The organism is Salibacterium lacus (assembly GCF_042684865.1).
Classification (GTDB): Bacteria; Bacillota; Bacilli; order Bacillales; family Marinococcaceae; genus Salibacterium; species Salibacterium lacus.
In genome coordinates, this window is the sequence record NZ_JBHUML010000005.1 from 532732 (window position 1) to 549203 (window position 16472).

The window sequence follows — 16472 nt, forward strand, 5'->3', positions numbered from 1 at the left end:
ATCATTTTAATCGTACACCTTCACAACCACCAAGAAAAGCATAAAGCTCCCGCTTACGTAAGCTGTTTTGTTAAATCGATAATATAGAAAAATGGAAAAGAGAATGAGATACTGAAAGAAAAGAAAATGCTTTGCATAAGAGGAGGACAAAAAGTGGACATCCAAAGGCAGCGGAAACTCTTTGACCGGCAGGCAGAAAAGTATGCGAAACGCGTTGGAAAAAGGGGAGCTGATCACAAGTGGCGGAAGCGGCTGTTGTCGGAAGCAGAAGGAAATATTTTGGAAATATCCGCCGGGGCGGGAACAAATTTTCCGTATTACCCGGGAGATGCCTCCATCACTGCGGTTGATTTCAGTCCGGCTATGCTGGAAAAGGCCCGGGAGACGGCGCAAAAAGAAAACAAAAAGGTGACAGCATTTATTTCCGGCAACGTCGAAACTCTGGACTTCCCTGAACATTCGTTTGATACGATCGTTTCCACCTTGTCCATGTGTGCTTACCCGAACCCGGATCACGTCCTGCGTCTGTTGTCGACATGGTGCCACAAAGACGGCCGGATTCTGCTCCTTGAGCATGGGGTAAGTTCCAATCGCGTACTTGCCAAGCTTCAGGATGCATTCGACCCTGTTTTCACAAAGAGAGTGGGCTGCCATATCAACAGAGATCTCATGACCCTTGTGCACCAAGCCCCTGTAACCATACAACGGGAAGAACACGCTCTTTTCGGAGCGGTTCATCTCATTTGGGCCAAGCCGAATCCTTAACAGCAAAGACCGGAATACAGCCAAAAAAGAAGAAGGCACTCCCTTTTGAAAGAGGCCTTCTTTATAAATTATTTTATTTCGCTTTTTTTCCTTTTTTCTGTTTGATGGTACCTGTCTCGGGTTCATGGACGCCGTGACGGTAGAAATCAGCATCCTCAGGCTCCAGCGGCTGCCGTCCACGGATCAGATCTGCTGCCTTTTCCGCCAGCATCAGGACCGGTGCGTGAATATTACCGTTTGTTATATAAGGCATGGCGGAGGCATCTACCACCCGCACATTGTCCAGCCCATGAACCTTCATGGTAGTTGGATCCACCACAGCCATAGGATCGGATGCCGGCCCCATTTTAGTCGTGCATGACGGATGAAGGGCTGTTTCTGCATCTTCTTTTACCCACTCCAGAATCTCTTCCTCTGTCTGCACGGACGTTCCGGGTGAAATTTCTCCCGAATTGTAAGGAGCGATGGACGACTGAGCCATAATGTTGCGTGTAACGCGGACTGCTTCCACCCACTCACGTCTGTCCTGCTCGGTGGAAAGGTAGTTGTAGACCATGCTCGGATGCTCTTTAGGATCTTTGGAACGAATCTTCAATGATCCCCGTGCATCAGAGAACATCGGTCCGACGTGAACCTGGAATCCGTGCTCTGTTTCCGCCTGCTGTCCATCGTAACGTACGGCTACCGGCAGGAAGTGATACATCAGGTTAGGATAAGGAACGTCTTCGTTCGAACGGACAAAGCCTCCCCCTTCAAAGTGGTTCGTTGCGGCGGGGCCTTTGCGGCCAAGCAGCCACTGAAGACCGATCCAGGGCATCCGGGTTTTTTTCAGGTTAGGCTGTTCCGATACCGGTTTCGGGCAGGAATACTGGATGTAGGCTTCCAGGTGATCCTGAAGATTTTCCCCCACACCCGGCAGATCAACGACAGGTTCAATGCCGAGAGAGCGCAGGTGTTCCGACTCGCCTACTCCTGACAATTGAAGCAGCTGCGGCGTATTGATAGCGCCGCCGGCGAGGATGACTTCCCCTGCCGATACGTGATGGGTCGTTTTGTTCCGGCGGTAAGTCACGCTTTCCGCTTTCGTGCCGTTGAAGTTAATACTCGAAACAAACGCACGTGTTTTCACGGTAAGATTCGACCGTTTCATCACCGGACGCAGATAAGCCCGCGACACAGACATGCGTCTGCCTTTGTACACATGTTTATCAAACGGGGCGAATCCTTCCTGGCGGAACCCATTCACGTCCGGGATCCGGGAATAACCGGCATCCTCCGCAGCATCAAAAAAGGCTTGGAATAATGGATTTTTGGCCGGGCCGCGCTCCAGCTTAACCGGACCGTCATGACCGCGGTATTCATCATCTTTATCCGCTGCCAGCGCATTCTCCAGGCGTTTAAAATACGGAAGGCAATGAGCAAAATTCCATTCCTCCATGCCGGGATCGCCTCCCCAGCGTTCATAGTCCAATGGATTGCCGCGTTGATAAATCATACCGTTGATGGAACTCGATCCGCCAAGCACCTTCCCGCGGGCATGCTTCACCCGGCGTCCATCCATGTATGGTTCAGGATCCGATTCATATCTCCAGTCGTAAAAGGGTTTTCCTGCGGGAAACGGCAGAGCTGCCGGCATTTGAATCAACAGGTCCCACGGATAATCACTACGCCCTGCTTCCAGAACAAGAACACTGCTTTTCCCATCTTCACTTAGACGGTTGGCAAGGATAGAACCCGCACTGCCTCCGCCGATCACAACATAATCATATGTTTCGCCCATCTTCCAGACCTCCTCGAATATCAAAAATATCAGTTTACATAGTACCTCGATAAATTTATTAAATTTTTATTTAACGTTTTTAACATAATTAATTTACCACGGCTGATTTCTTTTGTAAAGGAGGTCCCGGAGAAAGAACGGAGGAAATGGCCTAAAAAAGGACAGTACAGATCTCCGTGCAGCACATTTCAGGGAATCAGAGTACATTGTCAGGATGACACGCATGCTACGGGCAGAAAGTAAGGCTCAGCTGCCGCTATAAAAATAATCAAGAGAGCAGGTGCAGAAAAAAGGACGCTCCCCCCTCAGAAGTTTTAAAGTTCATCCTTATCTTTTTGTAAAACATTACTCAACACTCCATCATAATCATCTGCAAAATTCTTCAAGAATTTTCGGTAGGGAGTGACTCCTTTTTCTTTCATCTGACCAAGTGCCTGCAGATACCCTGTTACCACGTTCATTTCTTCCCGGGAGATATCCCCTTCCATCTCCGTCAGCTGCTTTTCTATTTCTATGTGTGATTTCTCCGCTTTTTCATGTTGAAATGTTTCCACCTGCTTTCGGTACTTCTGGAACCCGGCACGCAATTCTTCTTTTTCCGGAATCGGCACATAGCCTGTTTTTTCAATCAAGGACTGTCCCTGGTCCGACAAGATCCATTGAATAAAATCATCGAGATGTGGATTGTCCGACCCGTTTGTGATCGCATAAAATTCGCTCGTTAATGGATATTTATCCTGCTGGATCGATCTCTCATCCGGTTTTACGTTGTCCACTTTCAAAAGCTTCACGCCATTGTTTTCTACCATCTCCGTGGCGAAATATCGGTAGGAAAAACCGATGGCATTGCGGTGATTCCGGTAATCGGACGTCTTCTCCACAATCCCGCCCATGCCGCTGACCTGCTGATCGGCAGGTGGATCCATGATTGGTTTTTCCCCCATCATGTTTTGAAGACCTGTCTGACTTCCGCTCCCTTCCGGTCGCTGAAAGGCAATAATGTTCTGATCGGGGCCGCCCACTTCTTCCCAGTTCGTAATATTGCCGGCATAAATCTGCTGTAATTCTTTCACCGTCAAGCTGTTTACAGGATTACTCTCATGCACAAAAAAGACAAACGCTTCTTTTCCTATAGGAGTCTGTTTTTTCTCCGGTCCAAGCTTTTCCTCCTGCTTATCGGACGGCCCCGCAGCAAAGATCATATCCACCTCGCCGTCCGCCAGACGCTGGTAGGCTCCGTTTGTTTTGGAGACAACCACTTCACTGCGCCGCGTACTGCCGTGGGGATAGGAATCTTCCGGATAGACCGCACGCGCAAAGGCCGCATACACCGGGTATAACGCGGTAGCTCCATCTAAAGCAGGGAGATGTTCTTCTATCGTATAGTCAGACGTTCCATCAAGCGAAGCTGCTTTTGTATTTTCATGAAAGGGTTCATATGCTGTTAAATCTATCTCCGCACGCTGGATTTCAATATGACTCATATAAGCATCGTACCCGGCATACCCCGCATTAGGCACAACAAGCAGAAGCAGTGGAATAAGAATTTTCATACGTACCGATACACGGTAAAATACTCCCAGTATCCATAAGTCCCCTGATATTAATACCGCGCCAGCAGTAATGCCGACATATATGTAGACGCTCCGGGGAAAAACGAGTAAGGAAAAATATACTGCAAAGAAAGCCGCAAAACCAAAAATAATAGTAAAAGCCAGCATCCCGATGATTCGTTTGGTCACTTTCTGTCTCTCCTTTCCTGCTGTCAGGAACCCTGATATTTTAGTTCATCTAAACGTTTTTCCGCGTCTTCCTTATGAAATGTGCTGTACCGCCGGTAATTTTCTTCGTCCAGAATACGGTAATGATTACTGATTACATTTTGCTGCAGGCGGTAAGTGTCTTCTCTCGCAATCTCCTTCCACCATACGGTTCCTCCCATTGTTTTAGCCTTTGGTGCTTCATCATTTTGGAAACCAACCAGTTTAATAAACTCTACCGGGTCATCGCCCAGAAGCGACAGCAGTACTTCACTGTGATTGAACAACCCGCATACTGCTACAACCGTGGTCCAATTTGCGGTCGTCCTCCCTTTTTCTATCTGGACGAGCGTCTTCTTTGAAATGCCAAGTATTTCTGCCATCCTATCCTGGGTGTAGTCCTGTTCTGTTCTTATAAGTTTTATCTTTTCAGAAATAAGAGTAATGGCTCTCTGCTGATCCATCCCAACTCTCCTTTTTCACTTTTAGTGTAATTACACACTTTTCGTTTAATTTTTCAAATCTCATTGTTGAGAAAATTCCATTCGTTCGTATTTCACTTAAGACAGGCAGGAACAACTTCGTTTCAAAATTTGAAATCATATACCAACATTAGTCACAAAATTGATTTTTCATATCAGGAGGGGTACTATGACAGGGAAAGTACTGATGCTGATAGTCAAAGGAGGGATTCATACTGGAAGGCGTTCTTTACAAAATAAGAGAGTCATTCAACTATGTTAAACCGTCAGAAGGAGCTGTAGCATCTTTTATTCTGGAAAATCCGGAAAAGGCTGTATCCGTGACTGTTAAACAGCTTGCGGAGGCAAGTTATGCCAGTCCGTCAGCGGTTATGCGTTATTGTCAAACCCTTGGATACAATGGATTTAAAGATTTTAAATTGAAATTATCCGGTGATCTGACCGTCATCAACTTACACGATCTGGAACCGGAAAGTTATTTTTCTCTGCCTGATCGAGTAGGAGGGGGTGACTAACCCCCTCCTACTCATTTCCTCTTTCTGGTTTTCGGTGTTTTCCTTTTTATTTTTTTCTACTTGTCTTTGTGGTAAATAGTAGTCCCAGCCATAAACCCAGTCCGACGAGGAAAAAGATTATGAACGAACTAATAGCAATAAAGAGTTCACCAGTGGCCAATCCGGACGTGCAAGCGACGAAAATACTGAAAAGAGTAATACCAATGGCCAAGGTATAAAGCAATGCGCGGCCCTTAATCATCGCGTATCGAGTTGTTGTCTCTCTCGTGAGCAGGCTGTATGTGAATAACATTCCGCCGCCTACGATGAAGATGGATGGTCCTGTCACTGCTTCACCCGGAAGTCCCATGAAATACAACATAGTTGTCGCCAGACCTCCGAAGACCATAACTAAGATTCCAACAATGAAGCCCGCGGTTGAAATCCTCGATACCGTGGATGTGTACACATCTCTTTTGGATTGATCATCCCCAATTTGACGCATGTCTTCTTTCAGGCCGCTCATATCGCCCATCGAGTGGATTACCTCTTTAAGGGCTGCGTCTTCTGATTTTCCTTCTTTTACTAAATCTCGTGCTCTTTCTTTTAGGTTGACGGTTAGTTCTTCTTTCAGTTCATAAAGCTGCTGACTTGTTCCTATCCCGGAAAACTCCCGCTCGATGAAAGCTTTGATTTTCTTATCCAGATCAATTTGACGCTTCATTCGAATCGTTTCCCCCTTCAATTAATTTATTTAATATTTCTTTTGCAAACACCCATTCTTTTTTGTTTTGATGCAATCTCTCTTTTCCTTCATTCGTAATCTGATAATATTTGCGACGGCCTCCCTGGCTTTCGTCTCCCCAATAAGAAGCGATGCATCCTTCTTTTTCAAGACGGCGAAAGGCGGTATAAAGCGTGGCTTCTTTCAATTCATACTGCCCATTACTCATTTCAAGAATGGTTTTATAAATCTCATAACCGTAACTATCTTGCTGGTACAGGACGTTGAGCACGATCGTATCGGTGTGCCCGCGAATCAAGTCATTCGATATTTTCTTTTCCAATGTTTTTTCACCTCCTGCAGATTGCAGTATATAACACATTACTATTTCTGTCAAAGTAATTTATGTGAAATAATAATTGTTGAGAAAATCCGCATATTACATTCGGCATTTTACTAATGGAAAATTTTCAGTTCATTTCTTCTTGATAATATGAAGGGAAGGAAAATGAAGGGCATTTAAAATTGACAGATTAAATAAGGTGGAATGAAGAACCAGAAGAAGGGGGCAAACTAGTGAAAATATAACGAGAACCACGCGGGCTCTACGCAGCACATTTCAGAGAGTCAGAGTACATTGTCAGGATGACGCGCATGCTATGCCTCTCTTTTTCTTTTCCTGATTACGATTGTGACGTTAAAACGACATCTAGGCCTTACTTTCTTCCCTGGATAAAGAAAAAGTAAGGCTTAACTGCCGGTTGAGGTATGATAATAAATAAAACCCCGGCTGCCGCAGCAGCCGGGGTTTTGTCATGACCAGCATGTTTTAATCCATTCTTTTTTCCCATCCGCCTTTAATGTCCACACCAGAAGCTGCAGCGGTTTCTTCGAGTTCACTGATTTCCTGGTCGGACAATGTCACGCCTGCAGCGGAAGCAGCGCCGTCCACGTGGTGTGGTTTGGTCACACCGACAATCGGTACGGTGCCTTTGGCGATCGCCCAGGCCATCGCAATTTCAGCCGTTTCTACATTATGTGTTTCGGCTGTCTTTTTCAAGAGCTGAAGCAGATCATCCAACTGTGCCATTACGTCGGCATTGAAAGCATCTCCGCGTCTAGTTCCGGCCTGCATCGGATGATCTTTATCGAATTTGCCGGACAACGCGCCCTGCTCCAGTACCATATAAGAGAAGAAAACAACGTCGTTTTCGCGGCACCAGTCGATAATACCGGCATCCTCGGATGAACGGAACAACAGACTGTAATGGTTCTGTACCGCAGACAGTCTCAGTCCTTCCGCCTCCAGAATCGAAGCAGCCTGCTTCACTTCTTCGAGATTATGGTTGGATACACCGGCATGCTTGATTTTACCGTTTTTCATTAACGGAATCAGTTCTTTCGTCCAGCGATCCACATCTGTTGGATTATGAATCCAGTAAATATCGGTGTGATCGATATCAAGGCGCTCCAGCGTGTAGTCGAGAGCCTTCTCTACCGGTTCCACGCTCATGCCCGGTGTGAATTTCGTCGAGAGAAAAAGATCGCGGCGGCCCTGCATGAACCGGCCGAGTATCGTCTCAGCATCTCCCATGCCGTACACCGCTGCCGTATCCCAAAGGGTGAAACCGGCATCCACTGCTTTCTCAAATACAGGTCTTAGATCATCTTCTCTAAGGTGGTTGCCGAAAATGTCCTCGCCGCTGTTGGAGCCTGTTCCCCACGACCATGTACCGAGTGCAATCGATGGAATATTTTCTTTCGTTAATGGTGTCTGTGCCATAAGTGACGCTCCTTTCGTTTCTCACGTGAATGGCTAACGTATCACTTCAGTCTGTATTTCCTCAAAATAAATGCTCAAAACGTTTATCTGCAGTCGGTGTGTTTCCTGCTGCAGGCTAAAACAGGGTGATTACGAGCGATATGGTGTCGATTGCGGGCGAAACTATGTCGAAATCGAGCGAAACTCTTCCTCTTTCGGGCGATTCCCCGAAACATACTATTTTTACTGCTCCACCATCTGAATCAAATTGCCGCACGTGTCATCGAACACAGCGACTGTGACACCATTCATTTCTGCCGGCTCCATCGTAAATCTCACGCCTTGCTCCTTCAGCCGCCGGTGCTCCTGCCAAATGTCATCCACACCGAACATAGTCATCGGGATACCGTCCGCGAATAACTTCTGTTGATACTCCTTCGCAGCGGGATGCCCGTTTGGTTCAAGGAGAAGTTCCGTCCCTTCCGGATTCTCCGGGGAAACAAATGTCAGCCAGCGGGCCCCGCCTGCCGGCATATCATGCTTCTTCACAAAACCCAGTTTGTCCCTGTAAAATGCCTCTGCCTTCTGCTGGTCCTCAACAAAAACGCTGGTTACTACAATCTTCATACAGTTGTCCTCCCTGGAAGGCTGAGATCAACCTTTTTTCCGCTTGTTCCCAACGACTCATTCAACATTTTCCCTTCATCTTAACATACAGGATTACACCGGCGTCCTTTTTCCAAAACCATTGGGAAACCGCCGTGGTGCCGCCAGTCCACACTGCCATGTTATCCTCTCCTATCTGTCAAAAAAAGATACGACAGAAAACGATTCTGCCGCACCCGTCTTTGTGTCAGATTAAGGAAGGGGGTCGTCCATCTTATCTTCTAATTCTTTTATCGTTTCTCCCGGCATCAGCACCGGCCGGTAATACGTTTCGTTCGGCAGATTTTTCGCTCCCTGCAGTTTTTTGATGACCCAGTCCGCTGCGTCGCGTCCCATCTGCTCCTGGGGGTGGGTCAGGGTGGAAAGATGGATGTTTGCGTTCTTGGCAATATAGGAGTTGTCCTGACCTATGATGGACAGCTCTTCCGGGATGGCAATCCCCAGTTCTCTGCACACCCCTGCCACCTCCAGGCCCACTTCATCGTTGTAGCAGACAACACCCGTCAAAACGTCTTTATTTTGAAGCAGAAACTCTTTTACGTTCGTATATAATTCCGACTTTGACTCTGTTGTATAAGACAGCACATGCTCCGGTTTAAATTCCAGTGCTGCTTCTCCAATCGCCTGAATATACCCTCTCATTCTATACTTTCCCTGCAGATCATCCATTTTGGAAATGAGTCCGATTTGCGAGTGTCCTTTTGAAATTAATTCATTGGCTGCTAGATACCCTGACTGTACATCATCAAGACATAGAAAAGGGACATCCAGTTCGTCGTAATAAGCATTAATCATGATGATAGGAACCCCTTGTTCCTTGAAAGCCATGTAATAAGCAATGTTCGGATTGTACAGGTTGCTTTTTGTAGGTTCAATAATCAACCCATCCACACCAAACGAAAGCATCGTTTCGAGCGCATCTTTTTCCTGTTCCACGTTATTGTTGGTACTGGCGAGCAGCAGGGAAAACCCATCATCGTTTAACCTGCTTTCAATACCACGGATGATGGAAGGAAAGATGTAATCAGAGATGTAGGTAGTGATGACACAAATCGTTTTTTTTCCGGCTTTCCATCTCTGGTTTAAATGATACCGGTTATTCACATACGTCCCAGATCCCTTTTCACTTCTCAGAAATCCTTCATTCGACAGTTCGGCAATCGCTTTACGGACTGTCTGCCGGCTGACGTCGTATTGTTCCTGCAAAATAGATTCTGTGGGGATTGGTTTATCCTGAGGATACTCCCCGGAAAAAATTCTGCTTTTGATATCATCTATAATGATTTGATATTTCGGCTTCATGTCATCCCCTGCTTTCTTGAAACGTCCATCCCCTTGGTGGACATATTCTATCATGGCTTTAAAGGTATGAAAATGTAATAAACCGTTTATTCTGATTAATTTGTACGTACAAATATTTATATTATTGACAAATGTACGAACATAAAATACACTAAAAATCGAAATTTATCAACGATATGAATAGATTACGGTGAATAAATAGTTGTTTTTTTCACCAATCTATGAAATCGTTATCAGAAAGGAGGAATGCTCAAATGAACAATTTGGATCATAAGCAGGCCATTGCGGATGGGGAAACGTCGCTTGGTATTGAATTTGGATCAACACGTATCAAGGCAGTGTTAATTGATAATCACTTTGAAACCATCGCCTCGGGCAGTTATGAGTGGGAAAATCGGTTGGAAAATGGATTCTGGACGTACAATCAGGTCGATATGATTACCGGCCTGCAGGAAGCCTACAGCGACATGAAACAAAAGGTGGAAAGTACGTACGGTATCACGATACGAACGATTGGGTCCATTGGAATCTCAGCCATGATGCACGGATATATGCCTTTTGACCATACCGGCGAGCTGCTCGTTCCGTTTAGGACCTGGCGTAATACGACGACCAGTCAAGCCGCTGATGAATTAACAGATTTATTTCAGCACAATATTCCGGAACGCTGGAGCATCGCCCACCTTTATCAGGCCATCTTAAATGAAGAAGAGCATGTACCGCGTATCGACCACATGACAACATTAAGCGGATACATTCACTGGCTTCTCACGGGCAGACAGGTCATCGGAACCGGCGACGCTTCCGGAATGTTTCCACTCGATGAAAACACCCTGGACTATAAAGCGTCCATGGTCGATCAGTTCCATGAACGAATTGCGTCAAAAGAGTATCCGTGGAATCTGAAGGAGATTCTCCCCGAGGTCGTGGATGCAGGCGGAGAAGCAGGAACATTAACCAGTGCCGGGGTAAAAATCCTCGACCAGTCGCAAAACCTGCAGCCAGGCATTCCATTCTGCCCGCCGGAAGGTGATGCCGGAACCGGAATGGTTGCGACAAACAGTGTCCGAAAACGCATCGGCAACGTCTCTGTAGGCACTTCTGTTTTTGCCATGATTGTATTGGAGCAAAATCTATCAAACATACATCAGGAAATTGATTTGGTGACAACACCAAACGGAAGCCCGGTTGCCATGGTCCATGCCAATAACTGCTCCAGTGATTTGAACGCCTGGCTCGGACTGTTCCGGGAATTTGGAGAAGCCATGGGACAGGATGTTGACTCAGACAAGTTGTTCTCGGTAATGCTCACAAAAGCACTGGAAGCGGATCCGGATGGCGGCGGTCTGCTCAGCTACGGTTATTTCTCCGGCGAGAACATCACAGGGCTTGAAAGCGGCCGGCCGTTGTTTGCCCGCTCTCCTGAAAGTACATTTAACCTGGCCAACTTCATGAGAACCCACCTGTTTTCGGCGTTTGGAGCACTCAAAATCGGAATGGATCTCTTGACCAAAGAAGAGCAGGTGACCATTGATAATATGTTCGCTCACGGCGGTTTGTTCAAAACCCCGGTTGTCGGGCAGAAAATCGTCGCTGCTGCTATCAATGCTCCGGTTTCCGTTATGGAAACGGCTGGTGAAGGAGGAGCATGGGGAATAGCCATCCTTGCTTCCTATATGAAGAACAAAGATCAACAGGAGAGCCTGGAAGATTTCCTGGATGAAAAAGTATTTAAAGATATCGACAAACAGGAAATTTACCCGGATCATCGTGATGTCGAAGGGTTCGAGACATTTATTGAACGCTATAAAAAAGGACTTATCATCGAACAGACCGCGGTTGATCATCTGGCTCCGGATAACCCGTAGAGCTGACCGGGAAAAAAGACCCCTGTTTCGGGGCAGATTGGAGAGCGTTAACCATCTGCCCCGGCTTTTTCCATTCAACTTGTACGTACATTCTATAACAATAGACATACAGGCTTTTTAATGTCCAACAAGCACCATCTTATACGTCTTGAGAAACCGCTTCCTGCGTTACAAGATAATTCGTACTTACTTTATAAAAGGAGTGACCATTATGGAAACTATATATAACCCTATCGTATTACAAAGAGCAGACCCGTTTGTTTATAAACACAGTGATGGTTATTATTACTTCACCGGGTCGTACCCTTCCTACGACCGGATTATTCTGCGGCGCGCCAAACATCTGAACGACCTGCAGGATGCGGAGGAACATGCAATTTGGCATAAACACAGCCAGGGACCGCAGAGTGACTTGATCTGGGCTCCCGAACTTCACCGCATAGATGGGAAATGGTATATCTATTACGCTGCTTCTCCCGACGACAAGATTGTGGATGACACGTTCAATCACCGGATGTATGTTCTCGAAAATGAATCGGATAATCCAATTGAAGGGGAGTGGAAGGAAAAGGGACAGATAGATCCAGGCTGGTCCACCTTTGCTCTGGATGCAACAACCTTCGAACATAAAGGGACTCAATACTACGTTTGGTCGCAGCAGGATCTCGATATTACCGGACATTCCAATATTTATATTGCTGAGATGGAGAATCCGTGGACATTAGCGGGCCCTCCCGTTATGCTCACCAAACCTGAGTTACCATGGGAAATCAAAGGGTTCTGGGTGAATGAAGGCCCTGCCGTTCTGGTTAGAAACGGGAAGGTTTTTATTACGTACTCTGCAAGCGCTACAGGCGTTGATTACTGCATGGGCATGCTGACAGCTGATGCGGACGCGGATCTGTTGAACCCGGAATCATGGACGAAAAGTCAGGAGCCGGTCTTTGAAAGCTATACACCAAATGAACAGTACGGCCCGGGACATAACAGCTTCACTGTGTCCGAAGACGGAAATACCGATATTTTGATTTATCATGCCCGGAATTATACAAAGATCGAGGGCGACCCGTTATATGACCCTAACCGTCACGCCCGTGCGCAAGTTATCACATGGAATGAAGATGGCACCCCTCATTTTGGAGTCCCCGTTTCAGATGACAGATGGACCCCTGATACATCAAAGATTTTAACGAAAGAGGATTAAAATGAATAGTTTAAAAAACAGAACCTTTTGGAATTTCGGCGGCATCAACTTTTTCTATTTTACCGTTTGGACACTCATCATCACGTTTCTGCCATTATGGTTAAATGACGAGGCAAATCTAAGTACAGCCGAAGCAGGCATCGTATTTTCCACGATGTCTGTTGTGGCCATATTTTTGGAACCGGTTTACGGGGTTATCCAGGACAAGCTGGGACTAAGAAGACATTTATTTGCCTTTGTTATTTTGTGTCTGCTTATGATTGGACCTTATTTTGAATTTGCGTTCATTCCCCTTCTTCAATTTAACGTTGTTTTCGGCAGCATAGCCGGAGGGGCATTCTTAAGTCTGTGTTTATACAGCGGTGTCGGCGTTGTGGAAGCATATACAGAGAGATCCAGCCGCGCCAGCAATTTTGAATACGGCCATGCCCGTTTATTTGGGTCTCTTGCAGGCGGGGCTTTTGCCTTTATCGGTGGTATCATGTTTGTACGTGACCCCTTCAGTGTTTTCTGGGTATGTACCATCTCCGGCATTCTGCTTGGAATCCTGCTTTTAATGGTAAACGTTAGAAAACTGGATTCCCAGCGAAAAGCCAATGAATCAGTAGATACCGGCAGCGAAGATACGAAAAAAGATGAAGGATCCCACGTCAATAAAGACAGTATTTTGAGTGTTTTTAAGAAAAGAAGTTTCTGGGGCCTTTGTCTTCTGATTATCGGCAGTGCCAGTCTGTATGACGTCTTTGATCAGCAGTTCCCCAACTACTTTGTAAGTTTCTTCCCCGAAGAAGCAAACGGGGAATCCATTTTCAGCAGATTGGCTTCCGTGCAGATATTCATGGAAGCAGGGTTTATGGTCCTTGCTCCTTGGTTTATTAATAAAATCGGAGCGAAGAACGGACTGATTCTATATGGGCTCATTTTATTTGTAAGGGTGATTGGAACCGCTTTTTCGACCACACCGGCGCTTCTCGCACTTTGGAAGCTGCTCGCGGCGATTGAGATGCCTCTCATGCTCGTCTCGATTATGAAATACATTGTGAATGTGTTTGATGTCCGCCTTTCCGCTACAGTCTATATGTTAGGCTTCAATGTGGCAAAACAGCTTGGTGTCGCCTTCTTCTCCTTATTTATGGGCAGTCTTTACACCAGCCTTGGATTCCAGAATGCCTATATCATTATGTCGATCATTGTCCTGGCCTTGGTCATCCCCGGCGGTTTGTTAATGAAAAGTGACAAAACACCCAGGAATCAGGAGCCTAACACGATGGAGAATTATCACAGCGCTTAATAAATGATTCTTTTCATTTAAATAAGAGCACCTGCACCTGTGCAGTTTTCACAGACGCAGGTGCTTTTTTTGTTGTTATCTACATACAATACCACCGTCTGTGATGATGGATTTCAGACTGTCATCATAACTTACCATTTTTTCATCGATCCGGGGTTAGTCATCGTCATCATCTTGATCCTGCTCTGTTTCCATCACTTTACCAGTCTGACCGTTCACTTTGATTTCATATTCTGTCGTGTCATTTTCCATCTCTATTTCATAATGGCCGTCATCAAGCTCCAATTCGGTCACTTGACCTGCGCCTTCTGCTTTAGCAGTTTCCACCGCCTGCTGCTTTGAAACGTTCATATTACCATTGTTCTCCTTTTCATCGTCATCATCGCGGTCGATTCTGATGACTTTTCCGGAATTGGCATCGATATCCATATCCATATCTCTTCCATCCGTTTCCGTACCGTCCAATTCATATAAGATCCCATCTCCCGCTGCGGAACTGTTCGATTCCCTCCAGCCCGTCATGCGCTTTAACCACGCGGTACCCTTCGTACTCAAGCTCGAGCTCCAGCACCCGGGCAATTTTCTCCTCATCTTCGACTACCAAGATAGATGGCTTTCTCATAAACATCCCTCATTCGTCTGCATCATCTATCGATAGTGTAGCACAGCTGACAAAAGAAGGTCAGATGTCCTTTCCTATTCTTATGCGTTGAATCTTACAGCCGGAGACGCAAAAAAAACAGGCACCCTTTACCGGGTCCCTGCTTTTTGTGTTCGGACTAATTTTGTGACGGCCTCCACGTGCACGGTCTGCGGGAACATGTCCACCGGCTGTATTTCTTCTACGTTGTACCCGTTTTTCTCCAGATATTCAAGATCACGGACCTGCGTTTCCGGGTTGCAGGAGACGTAGACAATCCGTTCCGGCTGAAGCTTTACCACACTTGATAAAAAGGCTTCGTCGCTTCCTTTCCGCGGAGGATCCATCATAACGACATCAGCATTCTCTCCACGCTCTGCCATCTCGACCATGAACTTTCCGGCGTCGCCCTGATAGAACCGGGCGTTTTTCACACCGTTTCGCTTGGCATTGCGGATGGCGTCGCGGACGGCATCGTTATTCATCTCCACCCCGATGACCCGTCCGGCTTTTTTCGCGGCAATCAGACCGATCGTACCAACACCGCAGTAGGCATCGATCACGGTTTCTTTTCCGGTCAAATCTGCCATTTCCATTGCTTTATCATACAATTTCTCCGTCTGGACCGGATTGACCTGATAGAATGATTTCGCCGAGATCACGAACTCCATCCCGCCCAGTGTATCGGTGATCGTCCCCGGGCCGAACAATACTTTTTCGTCGTCCCCGAGTACCATGCTCGTGTCTTTATTGTTCACATTATGAACAAGCGTGGTGATCTCCGGGTGGGCTTTGCGCAGCGCTTTGACGAAATTATTTTTTCCCGGAAAGACAGGTGATGCGGCAACGAGTACCACCATAATCTCTCCGCTCGTCTTCCCGACCTTTATCAGCACATGCCTCAGGAAACCATCGCCGGTATCCTCGTTATATGGCCGCAGTTTGGTGGATTTCATGATGCCTTTAATGGTTCCGGCAATCTCGTCGGCTTTCGGATCGTGAATGAGACAGCGGTCCATCGGGATAATCTCATGTGAGTTCCGGGCGTACAGGCCGCCGATGATCTGCCGGTCTCTGTTCATCCCAAACGTTGTGTGGCTCTTGTTGCGGTACGCATACGGATGCTCCATCGTCAGCATGGCTTGCGGTTTCCCGAACGGTTTCATCAAGGCATCCACGGTTTTCTGCTTGAATCCCGCCTGCGCCTGGTTGGTCATATGCTGCAGCTGACAGCCGCCGCACTCGTAGAAATAAACGCAAGGCGGTTCCACGCGGTCGCTTGAAGGCTGGATGACCCGCTTCAGTTCCGTCGTCGTATGCCGCCCCTTCGTTGAAACAGCGACTTCCGCTGTTTCCCCGGGTAGAAGGTGCTCCACCTCCAGATTCTTGCCGTCCCACTGGATGATGCCTTTTCCCTCATTGGTCAATCCAGAACAGGTTACCTCGGCGATTACCGGTTTTTTCCCGCCCCCTGCTTTGCTGTTCTTCCGACCCTGCGGAGCAGGGCGCTGTTGACCGGACGGTTTATTCTTTGGAGACTGCTTCCCGGCTGATTTTTTATATCCATGGTTCTTTTGTTTACTCATAAGCACTTCCTATCTACATGTCTTTCCTGACCCTTCATTATAGACTACTGGAAGCAGGCCGTAAAATGACCGGCGGGGTGTTGGTTACGTTTGACAGCTTGTTCATGCTGCAAACGTCGTGATAAAAGGGTCATAGTGACGTTTACAG

At 46.8% G+C, this 16472-nt stretch carries 15 protein-coding genes and 1 pseudogene; 5 read left to right on the forward strand and 11 right to left on the reverse strand.

Annotated elements, in window-relative coordinates:
• Positions 1-153 precede the first annotated feature (153 nt).
• Positions 154-765, forward strand: a complete 612-nt coding sequence (locus ACFSUB_RS15740; protein WP_380714215.1) for a class I SAM-dependent methyltransferase — start codon at positions 154-156, stop codon at positions 763-765.
• Positions 766-838: 73 nt separating this feature from the next.
• Here the strand turns inward: ACFSUB_RS15740 and betA are convergent, their stop codons facing one another.
• The 3 genes from betA to ACFSUB_RS15755 form a co-directional block, all read right to left on the reverse strand.
• Complete coding sequence (gene betA / locus ACFSUB_RS15745; protein WP_380714216.1) at positions 839-2545, reverse strand: choline dehydrogenase; 1707 nt, start codon at positions 2543-2545, stop codon at positions 839-841.
• 314 nt (positions 2546-2859) lie between these two features.
• Positions 2860-4287: a PstS family phosphate ABC transporter substrate-binding protein gene (locus ACFSUB_RS15750; RefSeq protein WP_380714217.1), complete on the reverse strand. Its 1428-nt coding sequence runs from the start codon at positions 4285-4287 to the stop codon at positions 2860-2862.
• A 23-nt stretch (positions 4288-4310) separates the two neighbouring features.
• Positions 4311-4769, reverse strand: coding sequence for a helix-turn-helix transcriptional regulator (locus tag ACFSUB_RS15755; protein WP_380714218.1), 459 nt, complete (start codon positions 4767-4769; stop codon positions 4311-4313).
• 233 nt (positions 4770-5002) lie between these two features.
• Here ACFSUB_RS15755 and ACFSUB_RS15760 point away from each other — a divergent pair, with 233 nt between their 5' ends.
• Entirely contained in the window at positions 5003-5302 is a 300-nt protein-coding gene (locus tag ACFSUB_RS15760; RefSeq protein ID WP_380714270.1) for a MurR/RpiR family transcriptional regulator, read from the forward strand.
• 46 nt (positions 5303-5348) lie between these two features.
• Here ACFSUB_RS15760 and ACFSUB_RS15765 read toward each other — a convergent pair whose 3' ends face one another.
• The 5 genes from ACFSUB_RS15765 to ACFSUB_RS15785 form a co-directional block, all read right to left on the reverse strand.
• On the reverse strand, positions 5349-6005 hold the full coding sequence (locus ACFSUB_RS15765; protein ID WP_380714219.1) for a permease prefix domain 1-containing protein: 657 nt from the start codon (positions 6003-6005) through the stop codon (positions 5349-5351).
• Complete coding sequence (locus ACFSUB_RS15770; RefSeq protein WP_380714221.1) at positions 5989-6387, reverse strand: PadR family transcriptional regulator; 399 nt, start codon at positions 6385-6387, stop codon at positions 5989-5991. Before ACFSUB_RS15770 ends, ACFSUB_RS15765 begins: the two co-directional genes overlap by 17 nt.
• A 447-nt stretch (positions 6388-6834) precedes the next feature.
• Positions 6835-7788, reverse strand: a complete 954-nt coding sequence (locus ACFSUB_RS15775) for an aldo/keto reductase (RefSeq protein WP_380714223.1) — start codon at positions 7786-7788, stop codon at positions 6835-6837.
• Positions 7789-8010: 222 nt separating this feature from the next.
• Positions 8011-8394 (reverse strand): VOC family protein, encoded by a 384-nt coding sequence (locus ACFSUB_RS15780; protein ID WP_380714225.1) that lies wholly within the window; start codon positions 8392-8394, stop codon positions 8011-8013.
• A gap of 231 nt (positions 8395-8625) precedes the next feature.
• The gene (locus tag ACFSUB_RS15785) at positions 8626-9735 is read right to left on the reverse strand and encodes a GntR family transcriptional regulator (RefSeq protein WP_380714227.1); all 1110 of its coding nucleotides are present in this window, start codon (positions 9733-9735) and stop codon (positions 8626-8628) included.
• Positions 9736-9989: 254 nt separating this feature from the next.
• Here ACFSUB_RS15785 and ACFSUB_RS15790 point away from each other — a divergent pair, with 254 nt between their 5' ends.
• The 3 genes from ACFSUB_RS15790 to ACFSUB_RS15800 all read left to right on the forward strand — a co-directional run bounded on the left by ACFSUB_RS15790 (position 9990) and on the right by ACFSUB_RS15800 (position 14098).
• Complete coding sequence (locus ACFSUB_RS15790; protein ID WP_380714228.1) at positions 9990-11603, forward strand: xylulokinase; 1614 nt, start codon at positions 9990-9992, stop codon at positions 11601-11603.
• A 211-nt stretch (positions 11604-11814) separates the two neighbouring features.
• A complete protein-coding gene (locus tag ACFSUB_RS15795; protein WP_380714229.1) occupies positions 11815-12807 on the forward strand; it encodes a glycoside hydrolase family 43 protein in 993 nt (330 codons plus the stop codon).
• A 1-nt stretch (position 12808) separates the two neighbouring features.
• On the forward strand, positions 12809-14098 hold the full coding sequence (locus tag ACFSUB_RS15800; protein ID WP_380714230.1) for an oligosaccharide MFS transporter: 1290 nt from the start codon (positions 12809-12811) through the stop codon (positions 14096-14098).
• Positions 14099-14254: 156 nt separating this feature from the next.
• On the opposite strand, the gene ACFSUB_RS15805 is transcribed toward ACFSUB_RS15800, so the two are convergent.
• The 3 genes and pseudogenes from ACFSUB_RS15805 to rlmD form a co-directional block, all read right to left on the reverse strand.
• Entirely contained in the window at positions 14255-14533 is a 279-nt protein-coding gene (locus ACFSUB_RS15805; RefSeq protein ID WP_380714231.1) for a PepSY domain-containing protein, read from the reverse strand.
• Between the two features lie 34 nt (positions 14534-14567).
• A pseudogene (locus tag ACFSUB_RS15810) lies at positions 14568-14720 on the reverse strand (DNA-binding response regulator); the annotation flags it as partial.
• A 128-nt stretch (positions 14721-14848) separates the two neighbouring features.
• A complete protein-coding gene (gene rlmD / locus ACFSUB_RS15815; RefSeq protein ID WP_380714232.1) occupies positions 14849-16324 on the reverse strand; it encodes a 23S rRNA (uracil(1939)-C(5))-methyltransferase RlmD in 1476 nt (491 codons plus the stop codon).
• Positions 16325-16472: the final 148 nt, after the last annotated feature.

Excerpts from the sequence above, each read along its gene's own strand:
- ACFSUB_RS15770 (WP_380714221.1), bottom strand. The coding sequence starts at position 6,387 with ATGTGTTATATACTGCAATCTGCAGGAGGTGAAAAAACATTGGAAAAG.
- ACFSUB_RS15795 (WP_380714229.1), top strand. The coding sequence starts at position 11,815 with ATGGAAACTATATATAACCCTATCGTATTACAAAGAGCAGACCCGTTT.
- ACFSUB_RS15775 (WP_380714223.1), bottom strand. The coding sequence starts at position 7,788 with ATGGCACAGACACCATTAACGAAAGAAAATATTCCATCGATTGCACTC.
- ACFSUB_RS15790 (WP_380714228.1), top strand. The coding sequence starts at position 9,990 with ATGAACAATTTGGATCATAAGCAGGCCATTGCGGATGGGGAAACGTCG.
- betA (WP_380714216.1), bottom strand. The coding sequence starts at position 2,545 with ATGGGCGAAACATATGATTATGTTGTGATCGGCGGAGGCAGTGCGGGT.
- rlmD (WP_380714232.1), bottom strand. The coding sequence starts at position 16,324 with ATGAGTAAACAAAAGAACCATGGATATAAAAAATCAGCCGGGAAGCAG.
- ACFSUB_RS15755 (WP_380714218.1), bottom strand. The coding sequence starts at position 4,769 with ATGGATCAGCAGAGAGCCATTACTCTTATTTCTGAAAAGATAAAACTT.
- ACFSUB_RS15785 (WP_380714227.1), bottom strand. The coding sequence starts at position 9,735 with ATGAAGCCGAAATATCAAATCATTATAGATGATATCAAAAGCAGAATT.
- ACFSUB_RS15800 (WP_380714230.1), top strand. The coding sequence starts at position 12,809 with ATGAATAGTTTAAAAAACAGAACCTTTTGGAATTTCGGCGGCATCAAC.
- ACFSUB_RS15765 (WP_380714219.1), bottom strand. The coding sequence starts at position 6,005 with ATGAAGCGTCAAATTGATCTGGATAAGAAAATCAAAGCTTTCATCGAG.
- ACFSUB_RS15805 (WP_380714231.1), bottom strand. The coding sequence starts at position 14,533 with ATGGATATGGATATCGATGCCAATTCCGGAAAAGTCATCAGAATCGAC.
- ACFSUB_RS15780 (WP_380714225.1), bottom strand. The coding sequence starts at position 8,394 with ATGAAGATTGTAGTAACCAGCGTTTTTGTTGAGGACCAGCAGAAGGCA.